The 26,946-nt window shown below is 70.6% G+C and carries 22 protein-coding genes and 3 pseudogenes; 13 read left to right on the top strand and 12 right to left on the bottom strand.

The annotated features are described in order from the left end of the window. Nucleotides 1-32: 32 nt before the first annotated feature. The 4 genes from ACZ7L1_RS16150 to ACZ7L1_RS16135 are packed head-to-tail and all read right to left on the bottom strand — an operon-like array spanning nt 33 to nt 5,505. Complete coding sequence (locus ACZ7L1_RS16150; protein WP_471437694.1) at nt 33-2,060, bottom strand: ABC transporter ATP-binding protein; 2,028 nt, start codon at nt 2,058-2,060, stop codon at nt 33-35. Next, the gene (locus tag ACZ7L1_RS16145) at nt 2,057-2,902 is read right to left on the bottom strand and encodes an ABC transporter permease (protein WP_471437693.1); all 846 of its coding nucleotides are present in this window, start codon (nt 2,900-2,902) and stop codon (nt 2,057-2,059) included. Before ACZ7L1_RS16145 ends, ACZ7L1_RS16150 begins: the two co-directional genes overlap by 4 nt. Beyond that, nucleotides 2,899-3,858: an ABC transporter permease gene (locus tag ACZ7L1_RS16140; RefSeq protein WP_471437691.1), complete on the bottom strand. Its 960-nt coding sequence runs from the start codon at nt 3,856-3,858 to the stop codon at nt 2,899-2,901. Before ACZ7L1_RS16140 ends, ACZ7L1_RS16145 begins: the two co-directional genes overlap by 4 nt. A 3-nt stretch (nt 3,859-3,861) precedes the next feature. After that, nucleotides 3,862-5,505, bottom strand: coding sequence for an ABC transporter substrate-binding protein (locus tag ACZ7L1_RS16135; RefSeq protein ID WP_471437689.1), 1,644 nt, complete (start codon nt 5,503-5,505; stop codon nt 3,862-3,864). A 426-nt stretch (nt 5,506-5,931) separates the two neighbouring features. On the opposite strand from ACZ7L1_RS16135, the gene ACZ7L1_RS16130 reads away from it, so the two are divergent. Continuing rightward, a complete protein-coding gene (locus tag ACZ7L1_RS16130; RefSeq protein ID WP_471437687.1) occupies nt 5,932-6,720 on the top strand; it encodes a winged helix-turn-helix domain-containing protein in 789 nt (262 codons plus the stop codon). A gap of 33 nt (nt 6,721-6,753) precedes the next feature. Here ACZ7L1_RS16130 and ACZ7L1_RS16125 read toward each other — a convergent pair. The 3 genes and pseudogenes from ACZ7L1_RS16125 to ACZ7L1_RS16115 form a co-directional block, all read right to left on the bottom strand. Next, nucleotides 6,754-6,999: pseudogene (locus ACZ7L1_RS16125) on the bottom strand (molybdopterin-dependent oxidoreductase); the annotation flags it as partial. Between the two features lie 545 nt (nt 7,000-7,544). Continuing rightward, nucleotides 7,545-8,825 carry an NtaA/DmoA family FMN-dependent monooxygenase gene (locus ACZ7L1_RS16120; protein ID WP_471437685.1) on the bottom strand — a complete coding sequence of 427 codons (1,281 nt, stop codon included), beginning with the start codon at nt 8,823-8,825 and terminating at the stop codon, nt 7,545-7,547. Nucleotides 8,826-8,974: 149 nt separating this feature from the next. Continuing rightward, nucleotides 8,975-10,042, bottom strand: a complete 1,068-nt coding sequence (locus ACZ7L1_RS16115) for an LLM class flavin-dependent oxidoreductase (protein ID WP_471437683.1) — start codon at nt 10,040-10,042, stop codon at nt 8,975-8,977. A 243-nt stretch (nt 10,043-10,285) separates the two neighbouring features. Here ACZ7L1_RS16115 and ACZ7L1_RS16110 point away from each other — a divergent pair. Further along, nucleotides 10,286-10,825 (top strand): annotated as a pseudogene (locus ACZ7L1_RS16110) (hypothetical protein); the annotation flags it as partial. A gap of 223 nt (nt 10,826-11,048) precedes the next feature. Here ACZ7L1_RS16110 and ACZ7L1_RS16105 read toward each other — a convergent pair. The 3 genes from ACZ7L1_RS16105 to ACZ7L1_RS16095 form a co-directional block, all read right to left on the bottom strand. Continuing rightward, nucleotides 11,049-11,207: a hypothetical protein gene (locus tag ACZ7L1_RS16105; RefSeq protein ID WP_471437801.1), complete on the bottom strand. Its 159-nt coding sequence runs from the start codon at nt 11,205-11,207 to the stop codon at nt 11,049-11,051. Nucleotides 11,208-11,219: 12 nt separating this feature from the next. Beyond that, nucleotides 11,220-11,645: a DUF6003 family protein gene (locus ACZ7L1_RS16100; protein ID WP_471437682.1), complete on the bottom strand. Its 426-nt coding sequence runs from the start codon at nt 11,643-11,645 to the stop codon at nt 11,220-11,222. A 325-nt stretch (nt 11,646-11,970) separates the two neighbouring features. Beyond that, complete coding sequence (locus ACZ7L1_RS16095; RefSeq protein ID WP_471437680.1) at nt 11,971-12,444, bottom strand: hypothetical protein; 474 nt, start codon at nt 12,442-12,444, stop codon at nt 11,971-11,973. 131 nt (nt 12,445-12,575) lie between these two features. Here ACZ7L1_RS16095 and ACZ7L1_RS16090 point away from each other — a divergent pair, with 131 nt between their 5' ends. Further along, nucleotides 12,576-13,238, top strand: a complete 663-nt coding sequence (locus ACZ7L1_RS16090) for a TetR/AcrR family transcriptional regulator (RefSeq protein WP_471437679.1) — start codon at nt 12,576-12,578, stop codon at nt 13,236-13,238. Between the two features lie 15 nt (nt 13,239-13,253). Here the strand turns inward: ACZ7L1_RS16090 and ACZ7L1_RS16085 are convergent, their stop codons facing one another. After that, entirely contained in the window at nt 13,254-14,054 is an 801-nt protein-coding gene (locus tag ACZ7L1_RS16085; RefSeq protein WP_471437678.1) for an SDR family NAD(P)-dependent oxidoreductase, read from the bottom strand. Continuing rightward, the gene (locus ACZ7L1_RS16080) at nt 14,047-14,646 is read right to left on the bottom strand and encodes a carboxymuconolactone decarboxylase family protein (RefSeq protein WP_471437677.1); all 600 of its coding nucleotides are present in this window, start codon (nt 14,644-14,646) and stop codon (nt 14,047-14,049) included. The genes ACZ7L1_RS16085 and ACZ7L1_RS16080 overlap by 8 nt, the downstream gene beginning before the upstream one ends. Nucleotides 14,647-15,153: 507 nt before the next feature. Between ACZ7L1_RS16080 and ACZ7L1_RS16075 the strand changes: the two genes are divergently transcribed. From ACZ7L1_RS16075 to ACZ7L1_RS16030, 10 genes and pseudogenes are all read left to right on the top strand, one after another. Continuing rightward, a complete protein-coding gene (locus tag ACZ7L1_RS16075) occupies nt 15,154-15,645 on the top strand; it encodes a hemerythrin domain-containing protein (RefSeq protein WP_471437675.1) in 492 nt (163 codons plus the stop codon). Nucleotides 15,646-15,819: 174 nt separating this feature from the next. Next, nucleotides 15,820-16,002 (top strand): annotated as a pseudogene (locus ACZ7L1_RS16070) (helix-turn-helix domain-containing protein); the annotation flags it as partial. 127 nt (nt 16,003-16,129) lie between these two features. Continuing rightward, nucleotides 16,130-16,516 carry a hypothetical protein gene (locus ACZ7L1_RS16065; RefSeq protein WP_471437674.1) on the top strand — a complete coding sequence of 129 codons (387 nt, stop codon included), beginning with the start codon at nt 16,130-16,132 and terminating at the stop codon, nt 16,514-16,516. A gap of 913 nt (nt 16,517-17,429) precedes the next feature. After that, nucleotides 17,430-18,707 (top strand): vanadium-dependent haloperoxidase, encoded by a 1,278-nt coding sequence (locus ACZ7L1_RS16060; protein ID WP_471437672.1) that lies wholly within the window; start codon nt 17,430-17,432, stop codon nt 18,705-18,707. Between the two features lie 824 nt (nt 18,708-19,531). Further along, nucleotides 19,532-20,782: an epoxide hydrolase family protein gene (locus tag ACZ7L1_RS16055; protein ID WP_471437783.1), complete on the top strand. Its 1,251-nt coding sequence runs from the start codon at nt 19,532-19,534 to the stop codon at nt 20,780-20,782. A 286-nt stretch (nt 20,783-21,068) separates the two neighbouring features. Continuing rightward, on the top strand, nt 21,069-21,371 hold the full coding sequence (locus tag ACZ7L1_RS16050; protein WP_471437670.1) for an SDR family NAD(P)-dependent oxidoreductase: 303 nt from the start codon (nt 21,069-21,071) through the stop codon (nt 21,369-21,371). A gap of 85 nt (nt 21,372-21,456) precedes the next feature. Continuing rightward, nucleotides 21,457-21,597 (top strand): hypothetical protein, encoded by a 141-nt coding sequence (locus tag ACZ7L1_RS16045; protein WP_471437668.1) that lies wholly within the window; start codon nt 21,457-21,459, stop codon nt 21,595-21,597. Between the two features lie 197 nt (nt 21,598-21,794). Further along, entirely contained in the window at nt 21,795-21,974 is a 180-nt protein-coding gene (locus ACZ7L1_RS16040; protein ID WP_471437667.1) for a hypothetical protein, read from the top strand. Nucleotides 21,975-22,117: 143 nt separating this feature from the next. Beyond that, nucleotides 22,118-23,620: an MFS transporter gene (locus ACZ7L1_RS16035; RefSeq protein WP_471437665.1), complete on the top strand. Its 1,503-nt coding sequence runs from the start codon at nt 22,118-22,120 to the stop codon at nt 23,618-23,620. A 406-nt stretch (nt 23,621-24,026) separates the two neighbouring features. Further along, a complete protein-coding gene (locus ACZ7L1_RS16030) occupies nt 24,027-26,921 on the top strand; it encodes a helix-turn-helix transcriptional regulator (RefSeq protein WP_471437663.1) in 2,895 nt (964 codons plus the stop codon). Nucleotides 26,922-26,946: the final 25 nt, after the last annotated feature.

The following is a 26,946-nucleotide window of genomic DNA, read 5'->3' as shown; positions in this document are numbered from 1 at the left end:
ACGCTCTCCCGGGGTTCGGGGCGGTCATGGGGTCACAGCGGGTCGGCCACGCTGAGCGGGGCGGTGGCGGGGATGCCCGGGGGCAGCTCGGCGGGGTGCAGGTGGCAGCGCACGACATGTCCGCCGCCGCCCAGGTTCCGCTCCGGCGGCGCGGCGTCCTCGCACAACCCGGCGATCCGGCGGGTGCAGCGGTCGGCGAAGCGACAACCGCCCGGCCGCACCGAGGCGTGGCCCGGCGCTGCGGGCGAGCCGGTCCCGACGGGCCGCGAGGCGGCCTCGACGAGCAGCGCGGTGTACGGGTGCGACGGGCCGCGCAGCACCTCGGCCGTGGGCCCCTCCTCGACGATCACGCCGCGGTACATGACCGCGATCCGGTCGGCGAGATAGCCGACGACCGCGAGATCGTGCGAGATGAAGAGGTAGGACGTCCCCGTGCGGTCCCGCTGGTCGGCCAGTACCTCCAGCACCGCCGCCTGCACGCTGACGTCCAGGGCGGACACGGGCTCGTCGCAGATCACCAGATCGGGGCTGCCCGCGAAGCTCCGGGCGATGGACACGCGCTGTTTCTGCCCGCCGGACAGCCGGTCGGGCGGGCGGTCCAGCAGCTCGGCATCGATGCGGGTGCGCTCCAGGAGGGTGCGGAGGGAGGTGCCGGACGGGTCCGCGAGGGTGGCGAGCGATCTCTTCAGGACGGTGCGGACGGTGTGGCTGGGGTTGAGGGAGGCGTCCGGGTTCTGGAAGACCATCTGGATGCGTGGGCGTTGGCTCGCGGCACGCCGGGCGAGGCGGGCGGGCAGCGACTCGCCCCGTAGCCGCAGGCTTCCTTCGCCGTCGGGTGCGAGGCCGGCGATGGCGCGAGCCAGGGTCGTCTTGCCGCTGCCCGACTCCCCCACCAGACCGAGGACTTCGCCCTCGCGGATGGTCAGGTCGACGTGGTCGACGGCGACGGTCTGACCGAACTTCCGCACCAGGCCTTGCACTTCGACGAGTGCGGTCGACGCCCGACGATGCGTCTCGCCTGACTCCGCCCGCCGGGTCGAGGCGGCCGTCGCCTCCCCCGGGTGCAGGCACCGCACCGCCCGGCCCGGTACGGCCTTGGTGTCCAACGCGGGTTCGGCGGTCCGGCACGCGTCCTCGGCGAGGGCGCAGCGCGGGGCGAAGGAGCAGCCGGTCGTGATCTCACCGGGCAGCGGCAGCCGCCCGGGCACGGGCCGCAGGGGGCGGTCGTGCCGCGTCGCGCCGAGCACCGGTACGGCGGCCGACAGCCCGGCGGTGTACGGGTGGGCGGGGGCGGCCAGGACCTCGCCGACCCGTCCGGTCTCGACGAGGCGCCCCGCGTACAGCACCCCTACGCGGTCGCACATCCGGCCGATCAGGCCGAGGTCGTGGCTGACGAAGACCACGGCGGCGTCCAGTCGGCCCCGCAACTCGTCCAGGAGACCGAGGACTTCGTGCTCGACCGAGGCGTCCAGGCCGGTCGTCGGCTCGTCGAGGATCAGCAGCCGGGGCTCGGCCGCGAGTGCCGCGGCGATGACGACGCGTTGTTGCTGGCCGCCGGAGAGCTGGTGCGGGTACCGGTGGGCGAGCCGCTCCGGGTCGGGCAGCCGTACTATGCGCAGGAGTCGGACGACCCGTTCGGCCGTCTCCGCGCCGGACAGGTCGCGCCCGCGCAGGACTTCGGCGAGCTGTTTGCCGATCTTCATGGTCGGGTCCAGCGAGCCTGCCGCGTCCTGGTGCACGAATGCGAGCCGGGACGCCCGCCACTCCCGCAGCCGCCGTCCGGTAAGCCCCAGGACGTCGGTGCCGTCCAGCCGTACGCCACCTGTCAGCGCCCGGCCACCCGGCGCGAAATGGCGGGCCAGCGCGTACGCCAGGGTCGACTTGCCGCACCCGGACTCGCCGACCAGGCCGAAGATCTCCCCGGGGGCGACGGTGAACGACACGTCGTACAGCACCTGGGCGGAGTTGTAGGCGACGCTCAGCCCCTCGACGACGAGGCCTTGTTCGCTTCGTCCGCCTCCGCCTGGTTCGCCCCCGGTCCCCTTTTCCTGCGTGCTCATGCCCGGTCACCTCCCGCCGCCCGCCGTGAGGTGTCCGCGACCAGTGCCACCCCGACGACCAGCGAGACGATCGCGAGGGCGGGCGCGAGGACGGTCCAGGGCGCGTTGTTCAGCCACACCCTGTTGTCGGACACCGCCGCGCCCCACTCCGGTGAGCCGGGCGGCTGGCCGAGGCCGAGGAAGGAGAGGGTGGCGGCGGCGAACACGGCGTCGCCGAGCCGGGAGGTGGCCTCGACGTACACGGTGCGCCGGACGTTGGGCAGGATCTCGCGGCCGAGCAGCGACCACAGGGGCTCGCCGCGCAGCCGGGCCGCCTCGACGTACGGTTTCTCCCGTTCAACCAGGGTCGCCGCCCGGACGCTGCGGGTGACCAGCGTGGTGAGGGCCGCCGCGACGACGAGCACCAGTACGGTCGTGGAACGGCCCAGGAGCGCCGCGAAGAGGACGGCGGCGATGACGGCCGGGAAGACGACGACCGCGTCGACGATCCGCATCACCACGTCGTCCAGCCATCCGCCCACTCCCCCGGTGACCAGCCCGATGACGGTGCCGGCGAGGACGGCCAGCGCGGTCGCCGCCGGTGCCACCTCCAGGACGGGGCGCGCCCCGGCGAGCGTGCGGGACAGGACGTCGCGGCCGAACTGGTCGGTGCCGAGCCAGTGTTCGCCGCCGGGCGGCAGGAACCGGTCCTGGGGGCGCTGGACTTCGGGGTCGTACGCCACCAGGTGGGGCCAGAACAGCGCGACGGCCGTCCACAGCGCGATCAGCGCGGCGCCGGCAGTCGAGGCGGCGGGCAGCCGGCCGAGCCGTCCCAGGGGGCGCAGGGCGATCGACACGCTCACGCCGCATCACCCCCGAGGCGTATCCGCGGATCCAGCAGGCGGTAAACCACGTCGGCGAGCAGCACGACCAGCATGTACAGCACGCCCAGCACCAGCGCGCACGCCTGCAACGTGGGCAGGTCCTTGTCCTGGGCGGCCTGCAGCAGCAGGGCTCCGGCTCCTGGATAGTTGAAGAGGAGTTCCACGACGACGATGCCGCCGAGCAGGTACTGGAACTGCACGCCGAGGGCGCTGGTGGCCGGCACGGTGGCGTTGCGCAGCACGTGCCGCAGCACGATCCGGGCGGGGCGCACACCACGCAGCCGGACGGCGCGGACGTAGGGGCCGTCGACGACGGCGATGGTGCTGGCGCGCACGTGCCGGGCGACGTAGCCGGTGCACACCAGGACCAGGGAGACGGCCGGCAGCAACAGGTGCCAGAGCGTCTGTCCCAGGCCGTCGGCCCCCGGCTGGGTCTGGGCGGAGGCGGGCAGCCAGCGCAACTGCACGGAGAACACCACCAGCAGGACGACTCCGGTCACGAACTCCGGTGTGGCGCCCAGCGCGAGGGTGGTGGAGGTGATCGTCCGGTCGAGCACCCGACCGTGGTTGACCCCGGCGAGCACGCCCAGCGTGAGTGCGACGGGTACCAGGAGCACGAAGGCGTAGCCGGCCAGGAACAGCGAGTGCCCGAGTCGCTCCAGCAGCAGCCCGCGCACGGGCACGTGCAGGGTGTACGAGGTGCCCCAGTCGCCGGTGAAGAAGTGCCCGAGCCAGCTGCCGTACTGGACGGCGAGGGGCCGGTCCAGGCCGAGTTGGTGGTTGAGGGCCCGTACCGAGGCGTCGGTGGCCTCGCGGCCCAGCACGGTGCGGGCCACGTCGCCCGGCAGCACCTGGGTGGCGAGGAACACGAGCAGGGAGACCCCGAGGAGGGTCAGCGGAATGGCCGCGAGGCGGCGCAGCAGGAAGCGGGCCATGGTTCAGATCCGGGAGACGGTCGTGAAGTCCACGTACTGGCTGGGATGGGCCTGGACGCCACGGAACTTCCGGCTGTCGTAGGCGCGTACCGCGCCGCCCCAGAAGGCGATGACGATCGGGACGTCCTCGTGCAGGGCCTTCGCGATGATCTCCGCCTGCTTGCGCCGCTCGGCGTCGGTGGTGGCGGCGTCGTAGGCCTCGGCGGCCGCGTCGAGGGCCTTGTTGGCGTACTTGGAACCGTTCCAGACGCCGTCACTCTTGACCATGGGGATGATGAACTGGCTCGGCACGGGTCTGCCCGCCCAGCCGACCAGGTTGGCGGTGGTGAACAGCCAGGGGGTGTCCTCGGACTGGTCGCCGCCGTAGAACTCCTTCGAGGAGCGCTGGTCGAGGTCGACGGTGATGCCGACCTCCTTGAGCTGGCTCTGGACGGTGACCGCGTAGTCCTTGGTGGGCGGCTCGAAGGTGAGGGTGAAGCGCAGGCTGTCCAGTCCGGCCGCCTTCAGGAGTTCGGTGACCTTCGCCTTGTCCCTGGCCCGTTGGGCGATGTCGGTGGGGGCGGCCGGGAACAGTGGCGCGAACAGGTGGTCGTTGCCGAGGTCGCCGAGTCCGCTGCCGGCGGCCTGGCGGACAGCGGGCCGGTCCAGGGCGTAGGCGACGGCCTGGCGGACCTCCTTGCGGTCGAAGGGTGCCTTGTCGACGCGCAGGGTGAGGACGGTGACGTTGGTGGACTTCACCTTGTCGACGCTGATGCCGTTGCCGCCGCTGTGGCCGAGCGGTTCGACGAGCGCGGGGCGGCTGAGGAACTGGGCGTCGATGTCACCGGACTGGAGGGCGACGAGGTCGGCCTGGTCGTCGGCGTAGAACCGCACGTCCACGCCGTCGAGGTAGGGCTTGGGGCTGTCCCAGTACTTGGGGTTGCGGGCGAAGGAGGCGCCGGTGGAGACGTCGTACGAGGTGAGGGTGAAGGGGCCTGTTCCGATGCCGTGCTTGGTGAAGTCGCCGGCGTAGTCCTGTTTGAGGATCACGGCGTTGTAGTTGCCGGCCGAGACCAGATAGGGGAAGTCGGAGAAGGGGCGTTCCAGGGTGAAGACGACGGTCGAGTCGCCCTTGGTGCTCACTCCGCCCGCTTTGAGCACGGTGTCGAAGGCGGAGAGGGCCGCCGACTTGCTCTTCGGGTCGAGGAGCCGGTCGAAGGAGGCCTTGACGGTGGCGGCGTCGAGCTTGGTGCCGTCGGAGAAGGTGACGCCTTCGCGCAGCGTGAAGGTCCACGTGCGGCCGGTTGCGTCCGAGGTCCACTTCGTGGCGAGCCGCGGCACCAGCGTGAAGTCCTTGTCGAGCCAGATCAGGTACTCGGCGACCAGCTGGTACAGGGCGATGGCGGTGCCGTCGTAGGCCGTGACCGGGTCGACGGCGGTGGGTGGCGGCGGGGCGCCCACGCGGATCGTGCCGCCGCGTCTGGCCGGGCCGGTGGGCGAGGCGGACGCCCCGGCTCCGGTGTCGTCCGACGCGCCGGGGGCGCAGGCCGCGAGCAGGGCGGCCAGCGCGCCGCCGCCGGCCAGGGTGAGGAAGCCGCGGCGGGAGGGTTCGGCGGGCAGGACCTCCTGCGAGTGCTGAGGCAACGCGTCGGCATCGGGTGCGGGCATGGGTTCTCCAGGGGATGACAGCGACACGGCACAACGCGGAAGGGCTGTACACGGGTGTGCGCGGCGCAGGCAGGAAGGTGGAAGTACAGGTGAAAGGGGGCCGAGGGCCGTCATAAGGCCGGCGCGGAACGCGCGGGCGGGTGCCTCAGCGGCGCGGACAGGCGCACGCGCCGACGCGCAGCAGATCCACGTGGATCCTCCGGGTCAGCGGCGTGTTCGCGGTCATGCCACATTGATAACAGCGGAGTTCGAGCCCAGACAATGCGGGACTTGTTTCAGAATCGAGAAACTCCGCCGTAAAACTCCGCTCGTACACTTCCGGCATGACCGACTTCCGCATGCCCTCGCGTCTCGCCGGGGGCTGTCGCCGCCCCGGTTCCGACGACCACCGGCCGTCTCCGAGGCTCGACACAGGAGTTGCTCACCATGCAGTCACCGGCGCACATACGGCGGCAGGACCCGACCGGCACTGACGACATCCAGGCGCCTCCGCGCCACCAGTCGATCGACGACCTCCTGGCGCAGGCCCGTACCCGTCTCGACCGGCTCACTCCCCAGCAGGCGGCCCGTGAACTCGCCGACGGCTCCCTCCTGGTGGACGTACGCGCCGACCTGGTGCGCCGGGCGGAGGGTGAGATCCCCGGCTCGCTGGTGATGGACCGCAACGTGCTGGAGTGGCGGCTCGACCCGTGCAGCAGCTGGCGCATCGAGGAGGCCGCCGACCACTCCCTGCGCGCCGTCATCATGTGCTCGCAGGGCTTCATGTCGAGCATGGCCGCGGCCGGACTGCACGACCTGGGCCTACTGCGGACCACTGACATCATCGGCGGCTACGAGGCCTGGCGTGCCGCGGGGCTACCGGTGGTGCCCGGTGGCACGATGCCCGGCTCGTACGTGGCCGCGACACCGTCTCCGATCAGCCTCGACCCGGGCGGGCAGCGCATGCTGGTCGACGGCGCCCCCGTCGCCCTGACCCCGCTGGAGTTCCGGCTGCTGACCGCGCTCCTGCGCGGCAACGGCCGGGTGATTCCCCGCGAGGACCTGCGCTCGGGCCTGGGCGAATGGGCCGGCAGCCGCAGCCGCTCCGTCGACCTCCACATCCATCGCATCCGCCGCAAACTCGGTCCCCGCGCCGCGTCCCTCCTCACCACGGAACGAGGTGTCGGCTTCCGCCTGCGCGCGCAGCCCGCGCCGGCAGACCTCGCCGGTGGCTGACACCGTGCCGCACCGGCACGTGGGCACCCCTCGGTACAGCGGCTGCGCCGACACCTCGATGTCGCCGACCCATTTGATCGAGGCGATCCCCACCCACGAGGGCACGAGCACCCGCACCGGGTAGCCGTGGTCGTACGGAAGCGGCTCGCCGTTCATCTCGTACGCGAGCAGCACGTCGTCCAGCGCCTTGGCCAGGGGCAGCGGTCGGCGCACCCGGCCGAGGCTCTCGCCACCGCTGACATACTCGGCGTCGAGGCCACGGGGCTGCACGTCCACGGCGGGAGCGCGGTGGCGGCGGCGGTCGCGGCCAGCAGAGTCAGCAGCCGGCGCCGGGTGACCCCGTCCGCTCTGGCCTCCCCGGCGAGCCACTGGCGCAGCCTGCGGCGGTCGTAGGCGATCTCGTGGTGGGCGGCGGAGCCGGCAGCGGACATGGCTGTCCCGTCATGGGTGGATGGGGAAAAGGAGCTCGGGCAGAGCGCAGCAGCCGACGCGTAAAGGAGCGTCCTCGGCAGGCCTGCGGAAACCGACAGCGCTTGCGCGACACGGCCGTCGGGGAAGAGAGCCGGGAGAAAAGCCGATCAGCCGGGGAACCGACACAGCGCGGCGGCCACCCGGACGAGGTCCACGGCGCGGCGACGGGTCAGAGGCTCCGGCGGAAGCATGACGCGATGCAAGCACGTGGTCCGGTCGGTGTCAACGGACCGGCTGTTCACAGTGGTTGGGGTTTCGTATACCTGCGATCCGCGCCCGGGACCTGACCGGTCCCGGGCGCGTGTCGGGCGCGTGTCGGACGCCGTCGCCGGCTGGACGGCTCTCGGCCCGGGTCAGACCCGGACAGGTGCTGTGTCGCGGGCCGGCAGTTCGAGTCCGAGGTTCTCGCGGAGCGTGGTGCCGGTGTACTCGGCGGCGACGATCTTTCGTTTGCGCAGCTCGTGCAGGAGGCCGTTGACGACGAAGTCGTGCTGGCGCGGGTCCGCGAGACCGCCCAGCGAGATCACGTCCAGGACGCCTGCGCGGAAGCGTTCCTCGACGGCGTCGGCGAGTTGCTCGGGGGTTCCCGCGGCGGCCCAGTGTCCGGTGTCCTGTGCCGCGACGATGAGTTCCCGCAGCGTGTAGCCCTGCCGCGCGTAGCCGGTGAAGATGTCGACCCGGCCGCGGCGGCGGTTCACCGACGCCACGTCGGGCAGCAGGCTCTCCGGCAGCGTCGCGTCGAGCGGAAGTTCCGACAGGTCGACTCCGCCGCCGAGCATGTCGGCCAGTTGGGCACGGCCGCGTTCGAAGTCGATCGACTCCCGCTTCTCGCGTACGAGCCGCTTCGCCTCCTCCTCGGTGGCGCCGTACGTGGCGTGGAACGAGCTGAAGATCAGCGGCAGTCCGTCGGCCCGTCCCAGGGTCCTCGCCTGGTCGCGGATCTTCCGGGTGAAGTCCAGAGCGTGGTCGAGGGTGGGCAGCGACGTGAACACGATCTCCGCGTAGCGGGCGCCCAGCGCCGTCCCCGCCTCGGACTGCCCGGCCTGTATCTGCACCGGGCGGCGCTGCGGCAACGGCGGGATGTTCAGCGGACCGGTCACGGTGAAGAACCGGCCGGAGTGGTGGATCGGGTGCACCCGTTCGCGGTGCAGCACCGCCTTTCCGCCCGCGCCGGCCGTCAGCGCGCCGGGTTCCCAGCTGTCCCACAGCGCGTTGACCACTTCCAGTGTCTCCGCGGCGCGCGCGTAGCGCTCCTCCGGGCTGGGCAGTTCGCCGGCGCCGAAGTTCTCCTCACCGATCGAGGAGGTCACCAGGTTCCAGGCGGCCCGCCCGTTGCTGACGTGATCGAGAGTGCCGAAGAGCCGGGCCAGGTTGAACGGGTGGTGGAAGGTGCTCGACACAGTCGCGATCAGGCCGATCCGCGAGGTCACCTGGCTCAGCGCCGAGACGAAGACCAGCGGCTCCTGTGAGCCGATCGCGCCCTGGGCGTCGAACCTGAGCAGATCGGCGGTGAACAGCGCGTCGAACCTCGCCGCCTCGGCGAGCTTCGCCACCCGCACCGCGGTGTCCAGAGTGGATCGGGTCGGGTCGATCGCCAGGTCGTACGTCTCCGAGGTGCCGCCGGCTCCGGTCACGGTCTTCAGTGTTCTGGGCTGCTTTGCGCTCACTACTCGTCCGTTCTCATCGATGTCGGTGGCACCCGGGGGGCGGCTGTTTCTGGTGGGACGGCCTGTTCAGGGATGGGCGAGCGCCCGGGCAGGGTCTCGGACGCCGAGCCGCGTGGTCAGCGCAGCCGGGGCAGCAGTTGGTCGCCGATGCGGCTGATCTCCTGCTTGTAGGGGGTGTCGGAGAGGACGAAGTGGGTGATGCCGAGCTTGCGGTAGTTCGCCAGCGCCGTGGCGACGTCGGCGGCGGAGCCGACCAGCCAGGTGGTCCCCGCTCCCCCACCACCGAACCTGCCGGGCGTGGTGTACAAGCAGGTGTCGAGCACCTCGCCCCGCGCGGTGAGGTCGAAGAGCCGCCGCTGTCCGACGGCGGTCCTGCGGTCCCCCGCCCAGGTCAGCTCCTTCCCCCCGTCCGCCGCCATCTTCGCGACCCTCTCCTCGGCCGCGCGCCACGCCTCCTCCGCGGTGTCGCGCACCAGCGTGGTGATCCGCAGCCCGAACTCGAGCGGCTTGTGCCTGCGGCCCACCTGCTCGCTCAACGCCTTGAGCCGGTCGATCCGTTCGGCGAGTCCGTCGAGCGGTTCGCCCCAGAAGAGCTGGACGTCCGCCTCCGCCGCCGACACCCGCTCGGCGGCCTCGGACGCGCCGCCGAAGTAGAGCGTCGGATGCGCTCTCGTGCCGGATACGTACGGGCGTGGGGCCACCGTGGACCGGCCGACCTGGAAGTGCTCGCCGTCGAACGTCACGTCCTCTTCGGTCCACAGGCGTCGTACGAGACGGAGGAACTCCTGGGTGCGGGCGTAGCGTTGCGCGGGATCGCTGCGGGTGTCCCCGTACGCGGCGAGGTTGTCCAGTCCGCTGACGATGTTGACCAGGACCCGGCCGCGGCTGAGCTGGTCGAGTGTTGCCGCGGCACTGGCGAAGTGAGCCGGCTGCCAGTAGCCGGGGCGGATAGCGATCAGGGGCTTGAAGGTGGTGGTGCGGGCGGCCAGCGCTGTGGCGACGGTGAAGGTGTCCGGGCGTCCCCACCCCGTTCCCAGGAGTGCGCCTCCCCAGCCGTGTTCCTCGGCCGCGCGGGCCAGGTCGGTGGAGTACTCGAGGGAACCCCAGCCGGTCGTCGTGTCGTCACCGCGGTGTCCCGACTCGACGGTGTTGGGGATGTACCAGAGGAATTCCGGGCTCATCATGTTTCCGATCGCTGTGCGGGGTGGCGGCTGTCAGGAAGGCGGGTGGAGGGACGGCGCCTCAGGCACTGTGCGTGGATCGGTGTCGAGCGTCCGGAGCAGCCGGACTCACGTCCTTGTGGGTCGAAGCGGACGCGGCAGCACGCGACAGTGGACTGGCGAAGGGGGCCAGAGGATCAACACTGGGCGCTGGACACCCGTACGAGGTCGACGCATCGCTCGCTGGTGAGCATCAGGACCTCGGGCATGCGATCGAGTCTCCGAGTGATCGATGGGAATGTCAATGCGATCGATTCGCCGCTGCACGGCCAGTGCGGAGCCGACCGACGTCGGCCTCTTCCGGCCCGATTGGATTTGTTCTGCCCCCGGATCCCTCACCTGGACGGGCCTTGCCCGCACGGCATTTGGCGCCTCCTCCCATCGAGCGGCCGACGACCGCTACGAAAAGCCCGGCAGCTCTCGCAGGGCCGGCGACTCCGGCCTCGAAATCCCCGCCTTCTCGTTCGGCCGCTGGCCGAAGTTCGGGACGGACCGCCCCTACGCGACCCAGCGCGAGATAGTGCTGCACGCCTTCGACCTCGGCATCACCCACTTCACAACGCCAACCGCCATGGTCCGCCGCCGCGCGCCGCCGAGAAGTTCTTCGGCACGGTGCTCCAAAATGACCTGGCGCCCTGCCGGGACGAGCGCGTCCTGTCGACCAAGGCCGGCAACCCGCTCGGTCCGAGTCCCTACCTCAAGGGCGGCTCCCGCAAGTCGCTCCTGACCTCGCTCGACCACAGCCTGCTCGATCTCGGCACCGATTACGTCGACACCTTCTACAGTCACAGCCCCGACCTCTGTACGGATCGGCCATCACGTGCGCGGTGTGCGGCCAGCGGCCCATTTTGTGGTGGCCCGCCGAGGGCTTCGCGGCCAGCTCGTGCGCGATCCGCCGTGCCTCCTCGTAGTCGCCCGTCCCGCTGGCCGCCCGGCCGTACACGGCGGACAGCAGACCGACGCCATACGCCTAGTTGGCCGGGAACCTCTGGCTCTCCCGGCGCAGTTCCCGCAGGGCATCCTCATCGCCATCGCGGGCGCGGCGGATGGTCTCGTCCATGTGGCCTTTGCGCTGGTCCGCCATCTGCTGGAACTCGGGGTCCGTGTGAGAGGACCGGAACCCATCCACCAGACCTTCGTCTCAGCGCCTGGCCGCTGCCCTGACCGCAGCCATGTCCTCGCCGGTCAGTTCCGCGACACGGTCGGGCGGGAGGCCTGCGGCCAACGCCCGAGCGAGCAGACCGTCGCGGTCGTGGGCGCAGTCACGGTATGCCAGGAGTTCGGCCTCGATCGCAGCCAGGGCTTCAGGAAGCGTGCGGTGGCGCAGGCGGCTCAGTTCCTCGTCGGCCAGCGGAACCGGCAGCCGCTCCGCCTTTGCCGGGATGGCCCCGGTGTCCTCAGGTGCCACGAGCCGCAGCCGGGGGGACGTCTCCGACGCATGGTGCGCGTCGAGCCAGGCACGCACAGCGGGGGTCTCCATGCAGGCGAGTGATCCCACTGCGGACGGCGGCACACCGGGCGCCTCGGTCGCTTCGTCCACGAGAAACAGGTACGCGTCATCGGTCATGGCACACTCCTCGTCCCCGGTTCCTGACCGGTGGCGTCCCTTTACCCCGTTTGCCGTCGCGCAGCCACAGACATCGTGCCGGTTGCCGGCCATCGGATCGACACGTGGACTGTGGCCATCCTGCGTGCCTGACCGCACAAGCCGGAAGGACGCGTGCCCGGCCGGGGTAGGCCGATGCGCATGCCCGGCCGGCGGAGGCCGATGCCAGGGTTCCCGGGGTCGCTCGTCAGGCGTGTGCCATCGGTCGACCGGGGTGCGACCGCTTTGGCCGTCGGCGGGCCGCCCTGTCGTGGGACGAGTCGTGGTCCTCTTCCAGTGGGGGTGCTCAGGCACGCCGCTCCCGGTCGCCGGCGTGGGCGCGGCGTTCCCGGGCGAGCGTGAGCACGGCTCGCAGGTGTGGTACCTCACTGCACGGCACCCGGATACGCCTCCGCGTGCCGTGCAGGGCAACGATGACGAAAGAACGATCCTCCGCAGACACCTCGCGGACGGTGCTCCATGGGTGCACCTCACCGTCGACAGCCAGCCCGGCGGTGTCGAGGGTGAACCGGCCGTGGACGAGCGTCTCGCCGCGTTCGAGGGCCGCCCGGGTACGCAGCAGCTCTTCCTCGAAGAGCAACCGAGCGACCTGCTCCACGTCTTGCGCAGTCAGGCGCAGCAGTTGGCGTCCCTCGCGGTCGCGCAGGACCAGCCGGAGTCGGTCGCGCGAGTCGGGCCCGGACTCCGTGAACTCGAAGGGCAGTACCTCACTCCAGGAGTACGGCACCGCATCACCACGGTCGCCGGTCGCCAGGATCATCCCGTGCTCGTAACAGTGTCCCGGGCAGCGCTCGCCGGTTTCGGCCGTAGGCGGGGCGCCGCGCAGAACGCGCTGGTCCTCGGCCTCGCGGGCGGCGGCCGGTGCGGGGCGGATGGGATACTGCCGGGGCGATGACCGATTCCACTGATACGCCTCCTCGCCCGCCGACAATGCGCGACGACCAGCGGGAGGCCACCCGGCGCAGACTGCTCGACGCGGCCCTGGCCATCCTCGCCGAGGAGGGTTACCGGGGCCTCACGGTGAAGAGGGTCGGTGATCGGGCCGGGGCCAGCCGGGGCCTGGTCAACTACCACTTCAGCTCCAAGGCGGGGCTTGTCGAGGCAGTCCTGCATGACATTCGCGAGGCGTTTGTCGACCGGCTGCGGGCGCTGGCGGAGTACCCCCGGATGAATGGTCTGGAGGCCGTACTGGCGAAGGTGGAACAGTACTTCGCCCGTCTCGCGGAGCCGGGACCCGGGGTTCGGGCGCGCGCCCTGCTGGTGCTCCTGGTGGAGGCGGTCGGCACTCCGGGTGAACCCGGCACGGGCCTGCTGGCGGGTCAGCTCGACCTGGTCCGTACCGGTGTCGAGGACGACATCCGGCGAGGGATCGCCGACGGAAGCATCCGCCCGGACGTGGATGCCAGTGCGCAGGCGTTCCTGCTGGAGAGCATGGCGCGCGGCGTGCTGCTGCAGTACCAGCTGGATTCCTCGCGTGCCACCTTCGAGGACATCGGCCGGGCGGCCCGCCGGATGGTCCTCGCGGCGCTCGCCCCGGCCGGGAGCACCGGCTGATCCCGGTGGTGGCGGTCAGACGGCACTGAGTCCCCCGTCCACCACCAGCTGCTGGCCGGTGATGTAGGAAGCGCGGTCGGAGAGCAGGAAGGTGACCGCCTCCGCCACCTCCCATGCGGTGCCCTGCCGGCCGAGGGGGATCCGCGCGAAGGACGCCGTCCTGGAGGCGCGTGCCGCGGAGGCCTGTCGTCCCATGGGGGTGTCGATCAGACCGGGCACCACCAGGTTGGCCCGGATGCGCCGCACGCCGCCTTCCTTGGCGACATGGCGGGTCAGCCCCACCAGGCCGGCCTTGGAACTGTCGTACGCCGGGGAGCCCGTGGCCGCACGCAGCCCGGCGACCGATCCGATGAAGACGACGGCGCCACCGTCGGTCATGGCGGGCAGGCCGTACTTCGCGGCCAGGAAGGGTGCCTGGAGATTGAGGGCGAGGACACGAGCCCAGTCCTCAGGGGTGGAACCTGCCAAGCCGGCACCGAGTCCGATGCCCACGTTCACCACAAGGGCATCCAAGCCGCCGAGCGCGCCGACGGCCTCGGTGGCCAGCGCGGCCATCTGCTCGGCGTCGGTGGCGTCGGCGGTGAGCGGAACCCCGGACGCCCCCTCCGCTGTGACGAGCCGGGCCGTTTCCACTGCCGCCTCGGGCATGATGTCAGCGCACGCCACACCCGCACCCTCACGGGCGGCCAGGACGGCTATCGCCCGCCCGTTGCCGACCGGTGCCTGCGGATCGGCGTCCGGACGGGTGCCCGCGCCGATCACCAGCAGTTTGCGCCCCGCCAGTCGCCGGGCGCTCGCCGGATGCTGCTCAGCCATCGGCGCGCACCCCCTCGGGAGCGTCGGTTTCGTCGAAGCCCGGGTCGAGCTGCACTCCGGCGGAGTTCAGGAAGAAGGCCACCATGTGGTACTGGCCGACGAGCAGGGTGATCTCGATCAGCTCGGCCGCTTCGTAGTGGGCCGCCAGGGCGTCCCAGGTGGGAGCCGTGATGCATGCGTCATGGTGCAGTTCGTCGGTTGCCCGGAGCAGATGCCGTTCCAGGTCTGTCCAGCCGGCGGCCTCGGGGCCCTCGATGATCCGCCGGATCTCTTCAGCCGTCACTCCCGCGGCTCGGGCCAACGGCAGGTGGCGGCTCCATTCGTACCCGGCCCCGGTGTTGCGCGCGGTGCGGAGGATGAGCAGCTCCCTCGCCTTGCCCGGCAGCAGCCCGCCGCGGAGCAGGTAACCACCGAACGGCATGAACCGGGCATAGAGGTCGGGATGGCGGGCCAGGGTGGTGAAAATGTTCGGCACCCTGCCTCCCCGGTCGCATGGTGCGTCCCCCAGGAGCTTTCGCACCCGCTGATCGCGGCCGTCGTCCGGCAGCGGTGGGATGCGGGGCGGCCGGGTCGTGTCTGTTGAGTCGCTCATGCGCCCACCGTAGAAACTGGCTGAACGCTTAGCAAGTGAATTGGAGCAGGAATCTCGGGACCCGGATCTCACTGACGAGCAGGCGGTGGAGTAGCGGTGGGCCGGCATGCGGCCGCGCAGCGTCTTCGGTGATGTCCAGGCAGGGGTGGCGATGGCGTTTCCACGATGCTCGTCCAGGCTCGGGGCGCGGCGGAGGCCGCGCAGGCCGAGAGCGAGGTGACGGCGGGCTTCGGCGAGCAGGTGGCGGCGGTGGAAGAAGCCGTCCTTGTGGCGCGGGCCTGCTCGGAGACCTCGGGCGAGAACTTCCCGTTGCCGTCGACGGCAGTGAGTACTCCTGCTACAGGTATGCCCGGCAGGCCGCTGTCTGGTCGCCGCGCCGGGTGCGGCGCGGCCGGACGGGGCACCTATGGGGGCGCCACGGGCCGCGGCGCTGATGAGCCATCAACGCAGACGGTGAGGGTAGGCGGTAGTGACCCCAACCGTACGCAACGAAAGTGGTGCGCTGCCATGGCCGAGACACAGGACGTCGTCGAGCTCATCCTTCAGGACCACCGGCGCATGGAGGACCTCTTCCGCCTGATGCGCAGCGTCGAAGCCGACCGGTCCGCCGCGCTGTCGGAGTTCGCGGACCTGCTGATCGCCCACGCGCTGGCCGAGGAGGCCAAGGTCTATCCCGCCCTGAAGAGGTACAAGAACATCGACGACGACGAGGTCGAGCACGGCGAGCACGAGCATGACGAGGGCAACAAGGCCCTCCTAGACCTGCTGGAGGTGGAGGAGGTCGGCTCCGAGCAGTGGGACTCCAAGCTGGAGGAACTGGTGCAGGCCGTCACCCACCACGCCGACGAGGAAGAGCGCACCATCCTCAACGGCGCGCGCGAGAACGTGGCGATGGAGCGGCGTGAGGAACTGGGAGCGGCGTTTTGGGAGGAGCGCGAGCGTCAGCTGAAGGCCGGCTGCGGCTCGGTCGACAACGTGCGCCGCATCGTCAATTCCTGACCACGCCCATTGCGGGCGTCCCGCGCCGGGTCAGGGTCCCGGCCGCAAGGCCGGTTGCACGGTCCGGCCCGCCGCGCGCCCCCTCCAGCTGCGCCGCGAACGCCGACATGCGGCGCGGCGACGTGGGCAATCGGTCATCAGTCCTGATGTCGAGAGTCGCAAGAGGAGATGTGCGTGCACAAGAAGAAGTGGATCACTGGTGACGCGCGTGAGGAGCTCGCCGAGGTCCTGGCCAAGGAGTACGAGGAGGGGCGCTCGATCCGTGCCATAGCGCAGGCCCATGGCCGGTCATACGGCTTCGTCCATCGTGTGCTCGCCGAAGCGGGCGTACCGCTGCGGCCGAGGGGAGGCGCAACGGCCGCCCCCTCCGTGCCTTCCCCAGCCAATCGACGACCCGGCGCAAATCGCACGCCTCGCCATACGTCGAACCGACCGCCTCGGCGGGCTCCTCCACCAGTACCAACATGCGGGCCGGGCAGGGCGGATGAGGTTTTCGGCAAGGACAACAGAGGGCTCCAACGCCGCGGCCCTGCTGACGACTGGCGGCGGCATCTGGCTGACCAACATCATCGCCTTCAGCCTCTGGTACTGGGAGTGGGACCGAGGCGGCCCGGCAGCCCGTGCCCTGGGCGCGCATCAGCACCCGGACTTCCTCTTCCCCCAGATGCAACAGGAGGGCCTCGGACCCGACGACTGGGAGCCGCAGTACATGGACTACCTTTATGTCGCCCTGACCAACGCCACGGCCTTCAGCCCCACCGACACCATGCCGCTGTCCCGTTGGGCGAAACTGCTGATGGCCACACAGTCCACGATCTCGCTGCTGACCCTGGCCCTGATCGTCGCGCGGGCGGTCGGCGTCCTGCAGTAATCCCGGGCAGAAAAGGCCACAGCGCGCCGCGAGCGGCACTGATCAGTGAACCGCCTGGCCGACGAGGTGAACGCGGTGATGCCCGCGGTCAGCCGGCACCTGCCGAAGCTGAAGCCGGCGGGCCTCGTCGGCTCCCGGCGCGAGGGCCGACGCCAGGTCCACTTCGCCGACGACACGTATGCTTCCACCGTCGTATGGGAGTTGACCGGCCGACTGGCCGCTCGGGCCGCGGCGGAGCCCGGCCCGTCTCCCCGAAGTCCGTCCCCGGTGCCTGATGCGGTTGCCTGTTCCCCGGCACCCGGACCACGACGTGATCCGGGTCCTGACTCGTGCGGCCAGTTCGCCCCCCGAACCGGTACAGCGCGCCGCGTGCGGTCTCCCGGAGACCGCGGTGTGCGCGTGGCGGGGCACGTGTGGGATCGGGTGCCGCGTGCAGCAGCTTGATCAACCTGACGGTCTTCCCGGTCACGGCATCGGGTGAGTCGCGGTGCCACCTCTGCAGCGACCTGGTCCTACGACCGAGTTGCGGGGCGGATCGGGTCCCTGCAGGCTGTATCTGGCAAGTGACCTTGATGACGTGAAGAGGTGATCGGGTTGCAGGACCATGCGCGCCCGGTCAGCCCTCCGAAACGTTGGTGTGGGTGACGCGCGCCGCCTCATGAGCCGGTGCCCCGGTGAGTCCCGTCGTGATTCTTCAACGACCGGCCCAGCACAGGCATCAGACGGAACCGGTGCTTCGCAATCCCCGTCCCACTCCGGAGCGGATGTCCGGAGTGCTTCTTTGTGACACGCGCTGCGGACTCCCCCGCGATCCGTGGTGTCCGCTGACCGGGTGGTCCGCCGTGTCCCAAATGGGCGACGTGTTCGACCACGGTCGCTACAGCCCGCCACCAGCGACAAGGAGCGACAGCACATGGGTGGAAAACAGAAGATACTCCTCATACTGACCGGAACCGCGTTGGCAGCCGGACTCACCACCCCCGCCTTCGGGTCCAGCGCCGCTCACTCGCCGGCCCTGCCCACCGCGGCCACGGGGTCCGGGACGTCGGTCGTGGAATGGAACCGCGAGCTCATCACCATCCTCAGCGATCCGAAGGCGCAGCCGGCCACCGTCCACCCCACGCGCAGCTTCGCCCTCCTCCAGGCTGCCGAGTACGACGCGGTGGTGTCGATCACCCGGGCCGGCCCCGCCTATATGTTCTCGGTGTCGGCGCCGCGCGGCGCTCGTGCGGATGCCGCAGCGGACCAGGCAGCCCATGATGTGCTGGTCGCCCTGTATCCGGCCAAGCGCGCAGCCGTGGACCAGCGGCTGCGCAGCCAGTTGTCCGCGATTCCGGGCGGTCCTGGCAAGCAGGCGGGTGTGGGGGTGGGAGCCGAGGTCGCCCGCCGGCTGATCAGCCTGCGGTCCCACGACGGGTCCTCAGCGAAGCCACCGCTGTTCCGCCCCGGCGACAAGGCCGGTGACTACCGGCCCACCCCTCCCGACTTCCCGAGACCGGTGTTCACCAACTGGGGGTCGGTCAAGCCGTTCGTGCTGGCGAGCGGACGCCAGTTCCGCCCGGCAGCGCCGGCGGCCGTGAGCAGCGCCGCATACGCCACGGCCTTGAACGAGGTCAAGAGCCTGGGGAGCAAGACCAGTACCACTCGAACGCCCGATCAGACCGCGGCCGCGAAGTTCTGGGCGGCGGCGCCTGTCTGGAACGTCTGGAACCAGATCGCGCAGAACCTTGTCACCTCCCAGAACGCGAGCCTGGAGAAGGCGGTCAAGGTCTTCGCCCGGCTCGACCTGTCCCTCGCCGACACCGCGATCGCGATGTACGACGCCAAATACGCCTACCGCGTATGGCGGCCCGTGACCGCCATCCGGCTGGGCGGTACGCGCTACAACGCGCGCATCGTCGGCGATCCCAACTGGACCCCCCTGCTGACGACCGCCCCTGACCCGTCCTATCCCGGCGCTCACGGTGCCCTCAGCCAGGCGGCGGCAACGGCGCTTGCCGGGTTCTACGGTGCGCGGCAGCATCTCGCGGTGACGTCGAAAGGCATCACCCGAACCTTCGCCGGCTTCCAGGACGCCGCCACCGAAGCGTGGCTCAGCCGGATCTGGTCCGGCCAGCACACCTCTCTCGACAACCGCGCGGGCCAGCAACTCGGCACGCTGGTGGCCGACTTCGTGGCAGGTCACCTCTGACAGTCCGCAGCGGGCGACAACCATGCGCACCACGGTGGCGACCAGAATGATCCAGCGCCGATCCAGCAGGGCCCGGGGCCCCTACCGACCTCGCTTGCAGGTGGCCGGTCTGGGTGGTCGCAGCGGCGGCCATGGCAGCCTGCGGGTGCCGAAAACCCTATCCATGGCCTGTGACCTGCAGATTGTCGCGAATGGTCCGTGATCGCAGGATGAGCGTGTCAGGCTGGTCGCTCATGCTGATGCGACTGCCCTACCTGGCCGTGTCGAGCGTGTTCGCCTTGATCCGACTGTTGCCGACGAGCGCTGTCGACAAGGACATCGAGATCTTGACACTGCGCCACCAGTTGGCCGTCCTGCAGCGGCAGATCGACAGGCCGCGCGTCACCCCAGCGGACCGCGCTTTCCTGGCCGCGCTCCTCCACCGGCTCCCCAAGCCGAAGCTGCGGCAGCTGCATCTGATCGTCTCGCCGGAGACAGTCCTGAGGGGTTGCCCCGGGTGGCGCGGGCGAGGACGAGGGCACCGACCATGGTGCAGAGCTGGGCCATTTCCCGAGTTGCACCTTTACCCTGAGGTAGATAACGTTACTTTAAGTAACAATCTTCTCTCTCCCGGAGCTGGGTCCCGCAGGCATCGAACCTCCTTCAGACCAACGAGCAGACCGGTCGGCGAAGAAACTACCCTTTCGCTTAATCGGCGCCTCCGGAAGCGATGGAATGCACCAAGGAGACCCGTCATGCCCGAATTCCTCCGTACATACTCCCGCCGATCGTTCATCTCCACATCGGTCGCCGGCGTCACCGCGGCAGCGACAGGGTCTCTAGGTTTGCAAGGGCGGCCGTACACCGGGAAGGAACACATCGGAAAGCCGGCCACCGCGAGTGAGCGGCAGAGCATCCGTCCCTTCCGCGTGAACATTCCGGAGCGGGATCTCACCGAATTGCGTCGACGAATCGTCGCGGCACGGTGGCCCGATCGGGAAACGGTTCGCGATCAGTCCCAGGGCGTCCAGTTGGCCACGATGAAGGAACTCGCCCACTACTGGGTGACGACCTACAACTGGCGGAACGTCGAGGAGAAGGTCAACTCGCTGCCGCAGTACATGACGGAGATAGACGGACTTGACATACATTTCATCCACGTCCGCTCCCGCCATCCGAACGCCCTCCCCATCATCCTGACCCACGGCTGGCCCGGCTCCATCCTGGAATTCCTGAAGGTCATCGGGCCGCTCAGCAACCCGACGGCCCACGGGGGACGCGCCGAGGACGCCTTTCACCTCGTCATACCGTCGATGCCCGGCTACGGCTTCTCAGAACGGCCGACCACCACCGGGTGGAACCCCGACCGCATCGCGCGCGCTTGGGCCGTGCTGATGGAGCGGTTGGGATACCAGCACTACGTGTCCCAGGGCGGCGACTGGGGCGCCGTGATCTCGGACAAGATGGCCGTACAGCGGCCCCCGGGACTGCTTGGCATCCACGTGAACTTCCCGGCCACCGTCCCACCGGACATCGCCGAGAAACTCGCCTGCGGCGACCCGGTACCGGCCGGCCTGAGCCCGGAAGAGAAGGCCGCGTACGAGAAACTGGCCACCTTCTACAAGACCGGGTCCGGCTACTCGGCCATGATGGTCACCCGTCCCCAGACCGAGGGATACGGACTGACGGATTCCCCGGTGGGACTGGCCGCCTGGATGTACGACAAGTTCGCCGCCTGGACCTACAGCGGCGGCCATCCCGAGCGCGTGCTGACCAAGGACGAGATGCTCGACGACATCACGCTCTACTGGGTCACGAACACCGCGGTCTCCTCCTCGCGCCTGTACTGGGAGAACAACGCCAACAACTTCAACGCCGTGTCGGTTTCTCTCCCCGCCGCCATCACGGTGTTTCCCGGCGAGATCTACCAAGCGCCGCGGAGTTGGGCGGCGCGCGCCTACCACAAGCTGTTCTACTACAACCGGGTCGACAGCGGCGGCCACTTCGCGGCCTGGGAGGTCCCAGAGCTCTTCACCGACGAACTCCGTGCGGCGTTCCGCTCGCTGCGCAGCTCACAGGCGAACCCAGGAAAGTGAACGGTTCGGCCCCGGCGCCGGCACTCGGTCCTTCCGATCACAGAACCCCATCCCCACTCCACGTCGGAACCGGCAACCTCGTGGCCGCAAGAACGGCGCAGTTCGACGTGGACATCGCCGACGCAGCAAGAGTGAAGCAGCTCTACCGGCGCGGCCAGCACCGACCGACAGGCGATCAGCGGCGCGAAGCGCAACGACGGGCCATGAGACCGAAACCTGGAGGTAGGGATGAGGGGCAGTAGACAGGACCAGACGGAGATATGACCGCGCTCGAAGGCGTTTCGACGTGACTGCCACACCCGGTGTTCCTGGCACCCACCGCCGGCCCAACCTCGCCGACCAGACTGTGGTAGTGATCGGCGGCAGCGCGGGCATCGGACTCGAAACCGCCCGCCAGGTGCGCGCTGACGGGGGCCAGGTGATTCTGGTCGGCCGCGACCCCGAAAAGCTGGAGCGAGCTGCGCGTGGGATCGAGCCTGTCGGCACCACGACGTTCGATGCCACCGACACCGGTAGCCTCGAGCAATTCTTCCACGATCTGCCCGGCCGCCTCAGGCGAGCAACCCCGCTCGCCCCGCAATATCGATGACTCCCGCCAGGTCAGGTTCGTTCGGCTGACCGCCCCAGGCTCGCCAGGACGGCGCGAGGCGGGAGCTGTGGGTCCGGTCATACTGATGCTGCACTCCGGCCTGCCCCAGCGCACGCTCTCCCCGCGGACGAGCAGGCCGGAGACGGAGAGGGTCCACGGCGAGGACGTCCACCGGAAGGTGCTGGCCCCCAGCTGGGACCAGTCCGGCCCGGTGCAAGCCCAGTAGACCTTGCGGTTGCCCTGGCAGTCCGCGCCGAGACCACCCGCCGTCATCCGATCGCTAAGCCTTCTGCGGCTGGGGGAGGTACCGCCCGACCGGCCACGGCCCCAGCGGCGAAGTCCGCGGAGTGGAGCCTGACCAACGCGCTGCGTCCGCAGCTCGCGCCCCGGGGCATCACCGTCTCCGGACTCCACGTCGGCTACATGGACACCGACATGGCCCGCCATGTCGACGGGCCCAAGACCGACCCGGCGGACGTCGCCCGCGCGGCCGTCGACGGCATTGCCTCCGGGGCTGCCGAGATCGTCGTCGACGACCGCGGCCGCCAGGTCCAGGCCGACCTCTCCGGTGGCGTCGCGGCTCTTTACCCGCAGCTCGGCTGAGACGAGGACACCGTGACTTCGACTCCTTCCCCCGCCCCCGGCCGGCTCCGCCGACCGGCAGGCAAACCGGTCTCCGGCCCTCCCCGAACCAGCCCTCCCGGCTCGCTGCCACCGTCACGCTCATCGCGATGTGCCTGGGCGCCATGACGACCTTCCTGCTGATCACCGCATCGGTGTCGGCGCTCTCCGCCATCCAGGACGACCTGCACGTCTCCCCGACCGGCCTCGTCTGGATCCCCTCCGCGTACACCCTGCTCGTGGCCAGTCTGGTGATGTCCGCGGGCACCATCGCCAACCTCTACGGCCGCAAGCGCACCTTCGTCACTGGCGCCGCGGTCATGATCATCGGGTCACTCATCGTCTACACGGCGGGTTCGGCGGGAGGCGTCACCGTCGGCCAGCTCGTCTCCGGCCTCGGTGGCGCGCTCATCCTGCCCGACAGCCTGGCCATCCTGGGCGCCACGTTCCCCGACCCCCACCGGCGCACCGAAGTTGTCACCATGTGGGCGGCCGCCTCCGGCATCGGACTCGCCGCCGGCCCACTGATCGCGGGCACACTGCTGGACCATTTCCACTGGAACATGGTCTTCCTGTCGACCGCCGTCCTCGCCGTGGTCACCATGGCCGCCGCCATCTTCGTCGCCGAATCATGCGGACCCGAGGGCAAGCTCGACATCCCCGGCCAGGTCCTGGCCGTCCTGGGCATCGCCGCCCTCGTCTACGCCCTCATCGAAGGCGGACACGACGGCTACACCAGCCCCCGCATCCTCACTGCCTGGATCATCGCGGCCGCGGCCCTGGCCGGTTTCGTCCTCGTCGAGCGCGCCGGCCGCACACCCATGCTGGACATCACCCTGTTCCGGTCGGTGTCCTTCAGCGCGGTCATGTTCGTCACGGCCGTCTCCCTGTTCGGCTTCACCGGACTGGCCATCCTGTCGGTGCCCTTCTACGAGCGCGTCCAGCACCTGTCCGCCTTGGACGTGGGATGGAGGCTGCTGGCCTTCTTCGGCGTCTACGTCATCGTCAGCTATGCGACCGGACGCGTGATCCGCCGCACCGGCTTCAAGCTCCCGCTGACCCTGGGCTTCGTCATGGGAACCGCCGCCACGGCCGGACTCACCACGCTGGATCCGACCACCCCCTACGCCCGGGTGTGGTGGCTGTTCGCGCTCTTCGGGGCTGCAAGCGGGATGGTGGCCGCGCCGAGCACCGCCGCCGCCCTGGTCAGCGTCTCCCACGAACGCGCCGGCATGGCCTCCGGAGCCGTCAACGCCTTCCGCCAGATCGGATCCGTCACCGGCTCCTCCCTCCTCGGAGCGCCTCGCCATACGTCGAACCGACCGCCTCGGCGGGCTCCTCCACCAGTACCAACATGCGGCCTGAGCAGGGCGGATGAGGTTTTCGGCAAGGACAGGGCTGCGCTCGCGTTCCGGCTACAGCGTAGAGGGCCTCGCCAGTTCTGCCCTCGACGACGTCGGTGCTCGGCCTGCTCGGGTACCTCGCCGAGGTGGAACGGGCCTCGCGCAATTGGCTCAGCGACGATGAGCCACTGCCGAAGCTGTACAGCGCGAAGGGCGCGGACTTCCATGGAGCCGGCGCTGGGCAGGCCGCGACCGAGGCCGCGCCGGCCGAGCACCCGGACCTGAGCGAGTGTGCGGCGAGGACCAGAGCGCGATCCGGGAGCTGGTGGTGCACAGGATCGCGGACCATGCCCGTCGCGGCGGACACGTCGACCTGTTGCGCGAGTGCATCGACGGAAGGGTGGAGCAGTGACGAGCGCCGGACGCCCATGAGGGTTCCTTCACGGCAGGAGCGGGCCGGGTGTCACATGACACCGACTGCCGAGGGCCGTGGCGAACAGGCCGCGGGAGAGCCGTCATTGACAACGCGAATCCGTGCGGGTTGTCATGAACACATGGTCCTCCGTCCTGCAACCTGCCGCACTCGCCGTACCGATGGCTCCGCACTCGGTGCCGGGTGTAACCCGTCACTGGACGGATCACGCGCTAAGGCCACGGGCGCCACCCCCAGGGCAGAGGATGGGCGGCTGCAGTGGGAGCACGGTCACTGACCGGGCGCCGCGAGCTGCTCCACGCCGCCCGGACCGAACTGGCTGCCCGTCCCGGAGTGCTCTTCCACGGTCCCATGGGGATCGGCAAGTCCATGCTCGTGGCAGCCCTTATGGCGTCCCTGGCGGCGCAGGCCCCGTCGGTCGGCACTGTGCTGCACTGCTCGCCCGCGGAGGAGGACGCCCGGCTCCCGTTCGTCGGGCTCGTCGACCTGTTCGCGCGGGTGCCGGAGAGCTGCCTGGAGAGCCTCGCGCCCGAGCCCCGGACGGCACTGAAGGCGGCCCTGATGCGCGGCACGGAACCGGCAGACGGCCACAGCCGACTCGCGGTGCGCCTCGCCGTCCTCGACGTGCTGCGCGCTCTGGCCGCCACCGGCCCCGTCGTGCTGGTGCTCGACGGCCTGCAGTGGCTCGACGAGTCCACGGCCGAGGTGCTGGCCTTCGCCGTGCACCGCCTCGGGGACCTGGACATACAGGTGGTGGCCGCCGAGCGGGTGGCGGACGGTGAACAGCCCGAGCGACTGCGTTGCTGCCCGCCGGGCACGACCGAACTCCCGGTGCCGCCGCTGACGGACAACGAGGTGGCCCGTCTCGTGCGCGCCGGCACCGGTGCCGACCTGCCACCGGGGGCGCTGCGGGCGATCCAGGACACCGCCGCTGGAAACCCGCTGTACGCACTGGAGTTGGGGCGAGCGATAGCCCTGCGCGGCCCGGCGCCCATGGCCTTCACCCCGACGCTGCCCGTGCCCCGAAGGCTGCGCACCCTACTGCTGGACCGGACGCGCACGCTGCCGGCGACGGCGCGGCGCACTCTCCTGGTCACGAGCGCCGCCGCCCGCCCAGACCTCACCCTGCTGCGCGCCGCCGGGCTCCCCGACCCCGCCGGGGACCTGGCGGAGGCCGAACGACTCGGCGTGGCGACGACCGACGCCGACGGAACCGTACGTTTCCGGCATCCGCTGATCCGGGTCGCCGTGTATGCCGACGCACCGGAGAACGACCGCCGGCTGGCGCACGCGCTGCTGGCCTGCGCCATCACCGAGCCCGTCGAACAGGCCCGCCACCTCGCTTACGCCCGCCCGCACGAGGACGAGGACACCGCCCGCACACTGATGTCCGCGGCGGAGTCCGCGCGCCGCGACGGCGCGCTCGGCACCGCTTGCGAACTGGCCGGGCTCGCCGCCCGCCGCACCCCCGGCGACCGTCCCGCGGACCGGGCCGACCGGCTGCTGGCCGCGGCGGAGTACGCGTGCGACGCCGGGCAGCTTCAGGAGGCGGCCGAGGCCGCCGAGACGGTCCTCGCGCTATCGGGCTCGGCACGCCGTCGGGTGCGGGCCCGGCTGGTCCTGCTGCGCAACGCCGGGCAGGCGCTGGAAGGTGCCCAGGCGCTGATCAAGGAAGGACTCCGGGATGCGGTGGGCGATCCGGAGGCCGAGGCCCCGCTGCACCACTGGGCGGCCGTACGCGGCCTGCTGTGCGGGGAGTTGGAGGAGGCAGCCCGGCATGCCCGGCTCGCTGCCCGGCAGGCGGCCGTGGCGGGCGACACAGAGACCCGGATAGGGGCGCTGGCCACTCTCGCCCGGGTGCGGTCCCTGGCCGGCGATCCGGCCCAGGCGGACGTCGCACTGGAGGAGGCACTCGCCCTGGCCGGAGGCACCGACGGCGGTCCGCAGAGCTGGCGGCTGCTCCGGATGCGGGCGATCCTCGCCCTGGACTCCGACAGGGTGATCGAGGCCCAGGAGCAGGTTGCCGAACTCCTGGCTGCGATTGGGGAGTTCGCCGGCGTAGAGGAGGTCATGGCGACGCTGGTGTCACTGACCCGGATCCAGGTGCGGGCCGGACACTGCCGCGAGGCACTGCACACCGCGGCGCGCTGCTCACGCGCCATGGCTCAGGCGGCTCCCGCGTTGTACGCGGCCGCGCTGGCGGCTGTCGCGGGCGGCACCGCCGAGGAAGCCCGGCAGCTGGCCGAGCAGGCGGTACGCGCCTCGGAAGCCGACGGCGACCGGCTGTTCCTGCTGCGTGCGCTGGCCGTGCTCGGGCAGGCCGAACTGCTCGGCGGAGACCCCCGGGGAGCCGCGTCCGCAGTAGAGGCACTACAGCGCGTAAGAGAACTCGGGACCGCCATGTGTGCCTCCGACCCACCCTTGCTGCACTGGTACGGCGACCTGGCCGAAGCCCTGGTCCTCCTGGGCGAGGCGGACGAGGCGGAGGCTGTCGTCCGTGAGGCCTACGCTCGCGTGGGCGACGACACGCCCGGCAGCGTGCTGGCGGCTCTGGAGCGGGCGGAAGGGCTGCGTGAGGCGGGGATCGGCCGGGCGAAGCAGGGGGCGGCGCGGCTGCGTGCCGCCGTGGACCGTCTGCGTCACCTTCCCTTGCCCATCGAGCTGGTGCGCACCCTGATCGCGCTCGGCGCCGTCGAGCGCCGCTCGCGCCGCAGGAGCGCGGCCCGCGCGGCTCTCGGTGAGGCGCTGGAGACCGCCTCGCGGATCGGCGCCGCTCCGCTCGCGGCGCGGGCGCGGGACGAGCTGTCGCGGCTGGACGGAGACAGGAGCGGCGAGGCGGGCGAGAACGGACCCGAACTCACTCCCGCAGAGGCCAGGATCGCCGAGCTGGTCGGGGGCGGGGCCACCAACCGGGAAGTCGCCGCGAAGCTGTTCATCAGCGTCAAGACGGTGGAAGGGACCCTGTCGCGGGTCTACCGCAAGGTCGGGGTCCGCTCACGCACCGCGCTCGCCCACGCGATGGCGGTCGCCGTCATCGCCTCCGGGGCGTCCGTCGACTCCGAGGACGGCCAAGTGAAGTCTCCGGAGCAGGCCGTGATGGTGAGCCGGTCCAGCGATACCCAGGCCCGCCGTGCTCTCGACACCCGCCGTTGACGTGACATCGGCTGTTAACTCGTAA

Source organism: Streptomyces sp. NPDC107546, assembly GCF_055639175.1.
Note: the sequence above shows the minus strand (reverse complement) of the source record. Positions and strands in the feature narration are given on the sequence as shown.